Genomic DNA, 4914 nt, shown 5'->3' with positions numbered 1-4914 from the left:
CAAAGGCAGCGTGCGTGTCGGCGGCGACAAGTTCGACGAGGCCATCATCAACTACATCCGCCGCAATTACGGCATGTTGATCGGCGAGCCCACGGCCGAGGCGATCAAGAAGAATATCGGCAGCGCCTTCCCCGGCTCCGAGGTCAAGGAGATGGAGGTCAAGGGCCGCAATCTCTCCGAAGGCGTGCCGCGCAGCTTCACGATCTCCTCCAACGAGATCCTGGAAGCCCTGACCGATCCGCTGAACCAGATCGTTTCCGCCGTGAAGAACGCGCTGGAGCAGACGCCGCCCGAGCTGGGCGCCGACATCGCCGAACGCGGCATGATGCTGACCGGCGGCGGCGCACTGCTGCGCGACCTGGACCGCCTGCTGGGCGAGGAAACCGGCCTGCCGGTGCTGGTGGCCGAAGACCCGCTGACCTGCGTSGTGCGCGGYTGCGGCATGGCSCTSGAGCGCATGGAGCGCCTGGGCWCGATCTTCACGTCGGAGTGAACCGGCCTTCTTCCCACGCTGAAGCAATGCAACCACAGAGGCACAGAGGCACAGAGGCACGGAGAACAGACCGGCTCCGCATTTCCTCTGTGCCCCTGTGCCTCGGTCGTTGCGTTTATCGTCGCAACCGCCACTGTCGGCCTGACCTCGCGGCGCCATGCCCCTCGGCACACTAGACCGCACCCCCCCGCCGTTCTTCCGCCAGGGTCCGTCGGCGCTGACCAAGCTCGCGCTGTGTTCGGCGCTCGCGCTGCTGCTGATGGTGGCGGACGCGCGTTTCAAGCTCATGCAGCCGGTGCGCGGCGCCTATGCGCTGGTGCTGCACCCGGTGCAGCGCCTGCTGCTGACGCCGGTGGACGCCTGGGAGACGGCTGGCGACTACCTGCGCGGCACCAAGCGCGCCATGGAGGCCGAGGACCAGGCCAGGCGGCAGCTCAGCGCCCAGGCCGAGCGCCTGTCGCGCGCCCAGGCGCTGGAGGCCGAGAACGACCATCTGCGCAAGCTGCTGGGCCTCAAGCCCTCGCTGATTGCGCCCTCGATGCCTGCCGAGGTGCTGTTCGAAGCACCCGACCCCTTTTCGCGCCGTGTCGTCATCGACCGGGGTGCCACGCTGGGCGTGGTGGCTGGTTCGCCGGTCATCAATGAGGCCGGCGTGCTGGGGCAGGTAACGCGCGTCTACCCGCTGTCGGCCGAGGTCACGCTGCTGACCGACAAGGAGGCAGCCATCCCGCTGTTGAACGCCCGCACGCAGATGCGCAATGCCGCCGCCGGCCGCGCTGACGGATCGGGCATGGAATTGCGTTTCCTCGCCGCGAATGCCGATATCAAGGTCGGCGACCTGATGACGACCTCCGGCCTGGACGGCGTCTACCCGCCGGGCCTGCCGGTCGCCAAGGTCAGCGTCGTCGAGCGGCGCGGCGATTCCAGCTTCGCCCAGGTGCTGCTGGCACCCATTGCCCAGCCCGACAGCGCCCGCCACGTCCTCATCTTGCTGCCGCAGGACCGTCATCTGCCTGCCAAGAAGGAAGCGGAAGCGGCCGCCGCCGATGAAGCCGCCTCCGCCGCGGCCACCAAGGCCGCCGTGCGCGCCGCCAAGAAGGCCGAGCGTGCTGAAAGAGCCGCCGCCAAGGCTTCGGGAGCCTCCCAATGATCATGCCGCGCGCCGCCGACCAGCTGCTGCTGCCGGCCAACCCCTGGTTCATCGGCTTCACGCTGATCGTCGCGCTGATGATCGACATGGTGCCGGCCGGCCGGCTGGCGGCCTCGCCTGACGTGCTGGCCGTCGTGCTCGTGTTCTGGGGCGTGCACCAGCCCCGGCGCGTCGGCGTGTTGTGGGCCTTCATCTTCGGCCTGGCCATGGACGTGCACGACGGCGCCCTGCTCGGGCAGCATGCGCTGGCCTACAGCGGCCTGAGCTTCGGCGCCATCACGCTGCACCGCCGCCTGACCTGGTTCCCGCTGGGCGCCCAGGCCGTGCAGGTGCTGCCGCTGTTCTTCGGCGCCCATGCGCTGGCCTTGATCGTGCGGATGATCATCGGTGGCATGTGGCCAGGCTGGGGCGTGCTGCTGGCGCCGGTCTTCGAGGCGGCGCTGTGGCCCGTGGCCAGCTTCCTGCTGCTGGCACCGCAGCGCCGTGCGCCCGACCGCGACGCCCACCGGCCACTCTGAGCCGTGGTCGTCCTCAAGAACCTCCACCAGGAGCTGTCGCGCTTTCGGCTGCGCGTGCTGGCCGCGGGCGCCTTCGTGCTGTTCTGCTTCGGCCTGCTGGTCGCGCGCCTGCTGTGGTTGCAGGTGGTGCAGTACGACAGCTTCGCCGAGCGCGCCGAGTCCAACCGTATCGCCGTCGTGCCCATCGTGCCCAACCGCGGCCTGATCAAGGACCGCAACGGCGTCGTGCTGGCGAGCAACTACTCGGCCTACACGCTGGAAATCAACCCCGAGAAGGTCGTCGATCTGGACGCCACCATCGAGGCCCTGGGTCAGGTCATCGAGGTCCAGGCCCGCGACAAGCGCCGCTTCAAGCGCCTGCTGGAAGAAACCAAGCACACCGACTCGCTGCCCATCCGCACCAAGCTGACGGACGAAGAGGTCGCCCGCTTCACGGCCCAACGCTTTCGCTTTCCCGGCGTGGAGATCAAGGCGCGGCTGTTCCGCTCCTATCCCCTGGGCGAGGTTGGCGCCCACCTGATCGGCTATATCGGCCGCATCAACCAGGCCGAGAAGAAGGCCATGGACGATTGGGAAGAAGAAGACCTCGCCAACTACCGCGGCACCGAGTACATCGGCAAGCTGGGCCTGGAACAGGCCTATGAGAAGGAGCTGCACGGCGCGACCGGTTTCGAGCAGGTGGAGACGAGCGCAGGCGGCCGCGCCGTGCGGCGCCTTGCCCACAAGCCGCCGACGCCCGGCAACACGCTGAACCTGTCCATCGACATCAAGCTGCAGGCGCTGGTGGAGCGGCTCTTCGGCGAGCGCCGCGGCGCGCTGGTCGCCATCGATCCGCGCAACGGCGAGGTACTGGCTTTCGTCTCCAAGCCGACCTTCGACCCCAACCTCTTCGTCGACGGCATCGACGCCGACTCCTGGCGCGACCTCAACGAGGACATCGACAAGCCGCTGCTGAACCGGGCCCTGCGCGGCACCTACCCGCCGGGTTCGACGTTCAAGCCGCTGATGGCCATGGCGGCGCTGAACAGTGGCAAGCGCTCGCCCAGCACGGTCATCATCGACAACCTGACCTACAGCTTCGGCGGCCGCACCTTCGGCAGCCCCGAGACCGATCGCGCCGGCCCCAAGGACATGCGCCTGGCCATCGTCAGCTCGTCCAACGTCTATTTCTACAGCCTGGCCAACGAGATGGGCGTGGACCTGATCCACGACCAGCTGGAGCCCTTCGGCCTGGGCCGCAAGACCGAGATCGACGTGCAGGGCGAGGTCACCGGCGTCCTGCCCTCTCAGGACTGGAAGCGCCGCTACTTCGCCAGGAGCCCGGCGAATCAGAAGTGGTTCCCCGGCGAGACCATCTCGCTGGGCATCGGCCAGGGCTACAACAGCTTCACCATGCTGCAGATGGCCACGGCCTACTCGACCATCGCTTCCGGCGGCCAGCGCTACAAGCCGCGCCTGGTGCGCGAGATCGAGGACGTGGTGAAGCACGAGCAGCGCCGCATCGCCAGCGATGCGCTGCCCGCGCTGCCGCTGAAGCCCGCCGACGTCGCCGTCATCCAGAACGCGATGAACGGCGTGACGCTGGAGGGCACGTCGCGCCAGGTTTTCCTGGGCGCGGGCTACCAGAGCGGCGGCAAGACCGGCACGGCTCAGGCCGTCGGCTTGAAGGCCGGCGAGAAGTACAGCAGCATCAAGGCGGACGAGCGCAAGCGCGACCATTCGCTCTACGTCGCCTTCGCGCCGGTGGACAACCCGACGGTGGCCCTGGCCGTCATCGTCGAGAACGCCGGCTGGGGATCTTCCTCCGCTGCGCCGATTGCGCGCCGCGTATTCGACTATCTGCTGCTGGGCCAGTACCCCAGCGACGAAGACATTGCCAAGACGCAGCTGGGCCAGACCTTTGCCCCCATCGGCACACCACGCAAGGTGGCGGACGTGCCACTGTCCGGCTGGCAGCCGATAGCGCCCTCGGTCTCGGCCTCCGCAGCTTCGGCGCCCCCCGCACCCGCCTCGGGAGCCTCGCGATGACCGTCATCGAACGCCCGCCCCTGTGGCAACGCCTCAAGCCCTGGCTCAGCGGCTTCGACATCCCGCTGCTGCTCGCCGTGCTGTGGATGTGCGGCTGGGGCCTGCTGTGCATGTACTCGGCCGGCTACGACCACGGCACGCGCTTTGCCGACCATGCCCGCAACATGGTGCTGGCACTGGGGCTGATGTTCATCGTCGCCCAGGTGCCGCCGCAAAAGCTGATGGCCCTGGCCATCCCGCTGTACACGATCGGCGTGATGCTGCTGATCGCGACTGCCCTGTTCGGTGTCACGAAGAAGGGGGCCACGCGCTGGCTCAGCATCGGCGTCACGCAGATCCAGCCGTCCGAGCTGCTCAAGCTGGCGACGCCGCTGATGCTGGCCTGGTGGTTCCAGAAACGCGAGGGCCTGCTGCGCTGGCCCGACTTCATCGCCGCCTTCGCGTTGCTGCTCGTGCCCTTTTTGCTGATCGCCAAGCAGCCCGACCTGGGCACCGGCATCCTGGTGCTGGCGGCCGGCCTTTACGTGATCTTCTTCGCCGGCCTGCCGTGGAAGCTCATCGTGCCGGCCCTGGTGCTGGGCGCCGCCGGCGCGACCGCCCTGGTGCTCAGCGAGGACGCCATCTGCCAGCCCGACCTGAAATGGCCGGTGCTCAAGGAGTACCAGAAACACCGCATCTGCACGCTGCTGGACCCGTCAAAGGACCCGCTGGGCAAGGGCTTTCAC

Annotated in this window: 5 protein-coding genes; all 5 read left to right on the top strand. The window is 68.1% G+C overall.

Features of this window, described 5'->3' with window-relative positions; all coding sequences use genetic code 11:
* On the top strand, nucleotides 1-493 hold a 493-nt coding region (locus AC1DU6_RS20015; protein ID WP_477859105.1), incomplete at its 5' end, for a rod shape-determining protein.
* A gap of 157 nt (nucleotides 494-650) precedes the next feature.
* The gene (mreC, locus tag AC1DU6_RS20010) at nucleotides 651-1643 is read left to right on the top strand and encodes a rod shape-determining protein MreC (protein ID WP_457321242.1); all 993 of its coding nucleotides are present in this window, start codon (nucleotides 651-653) and stop codon (nucleotides 1641-1643) included.
* A complete protein-coding gene (gene mreD / locus AC1DU6_RS20005) occupies nucleotides 1640-2161 on the top strand; it encodes a rod shape-determining protein MreD (protein ID WP_056191481.1) in 522 nt (173 codons plus the stop codon). Before mreC ends, mreD begins: the two co-directional genes overlap by 4 nt.
* Before the next feature lie 3 nt (nucleotides 2162-2164).
* On the top strand, nucleotides 2165-4189 hold the full coding sequence (gene mrdA / locus AC1DU6_RS20000) for a penicillin-binding protein 2 (RefSeq protein WP_457321240.1): 2025 nt from the start codon (nucleotides 2165-2167) through the stop codon (nucleotides 4187-4189).
* On the top strand, nucleotides 4186-4914 hold a 729-nt coding region (locus tag AC1DU6_RS19995), incomplete at its 3' end, for an FtsW/RodA/SpoVE family cell cycle protein (RefSeq protein ID WP_477859103.1). The genes mrdA and AC1DU6_RS19995, both read left to right, overlap by 4 nt.

The organism is Roseateles sp. P5_B10, from assembly GCF_056400485.1.
Note: the sequence above shows the minus strand (reverse complement) of the source record. Positions and strands in the feature narration are given on the sequence as shown.

What these genes read in the sequence shown, in the direction of transcription:
- mreD (WP_056191481.1), top strand. Translation starts at nt 1,640, where the DNA reads ATGATCATGCCGCGCGCCGCCGACCAGCTGCTGCTGCCGGCCAACCCC.
- mreC (WP_457321242.1), top strand. Translation starts at nt 651, where the DNA reads ATGCCCCTCGGCACACTAGACCGCACCCCCCCGCCGTTCTTCCGCCAG.